Below are 724 nucleotides of genomic sequence, written 5' to 3'. Positions count from 1 at the left end.
GCCTGCCGCCGCGTCGCCGCGACGCGGCGCGAGCAGCAGGCTCAAGTCGAGCGCGTCGCCCGGCGCGGGCTTCAGCGCGGATTGCGGCGCAGGCGCGGACGACGCGGCGGCCACCGCCGGCGACACCGTATCCGCCACCGCCCGCCCGTCGTCGCCGAGCGCGCTCCATTGCGTGGCGGCCTCACCCTGCAGGCGCACGTCGATCTCGAACGTGTCGATCTGCAGGCGGTCGCCGTGCTTCAGCGTCGACGGCTCGCCGCGCCGCAACGACGCGCCGTTCAGCAGCATGCCGTTGGTGCTGCGGTCCTCGATGAAATACAGGCCGTTCAGATAGCGCACCAGCGCATGCAGGCGCGACACGCCATCCGCGCCGAGCACCCAGTCGCACTCGTCGGAGCGGCCGATGCTGCCGTCGCGGCAGTCGAACGCGTGCTCGCGGCGCGCGCCGAGCCGTTCGGCCCGTTCGCCCTGCACCGACAGAATCAGGCTTTGCACGTTGCTCATCGATCGTCTCCTTCGAAACCGTCAGGGGTGCCCAGCAAGCCGAGCGCGTCGTTCACGAACGCGGCCCGGCGGGCGTCGAATTGCGCGGGCGCCAGCGCCGCCATGTAGCCGAGCGCCGCCATCGCGGCGAGCGCGCTCAGGTGCTCGGGCGGCGGCGTCGGCTGCGCATGCCGGGGATTGAGATCGCCGCCCGTCCAGCCGGCGGCGGCGGCGCACCACG

1 protein-coding gene and 1 pseudogene are annotated in these 724 nt (G+C 73.3%); both read right to left on the bottom strand.

Going from position 1 to position 724, the window contains the following annotated elements:
• On the bottom strand, window positions 1-504 hold a 504-nt coding region (locus G3N92_RS34810; RefSeq protein ID WP_206131973.1), incomplete at its 3' end, for an FHA domain-containing protein.
• A pseudogene (locus G3N92_RS34805) lies at window positions 501-724 on the bottom strand (hypothetical protein); the annotation flags it as partial. The gene G3N92_RS34810 and the pseudogene G3N92_RS34805, both read right to left, overlap by 4 nt.

Origin of the sequence: Burkholderia sp. Ac-20379 (assembly GCF_017104645.1) — a bacterium.
Taxonomy (GTDB): domain Bacteria; phylum Pseudomonadota; class Gammaproteobacteria; order Burkholderiales; family Burkholderiaceae; genus Burkholderia.
This window is presented reverse-complemented; position numbering and strand designations above follow the sequence as displayed.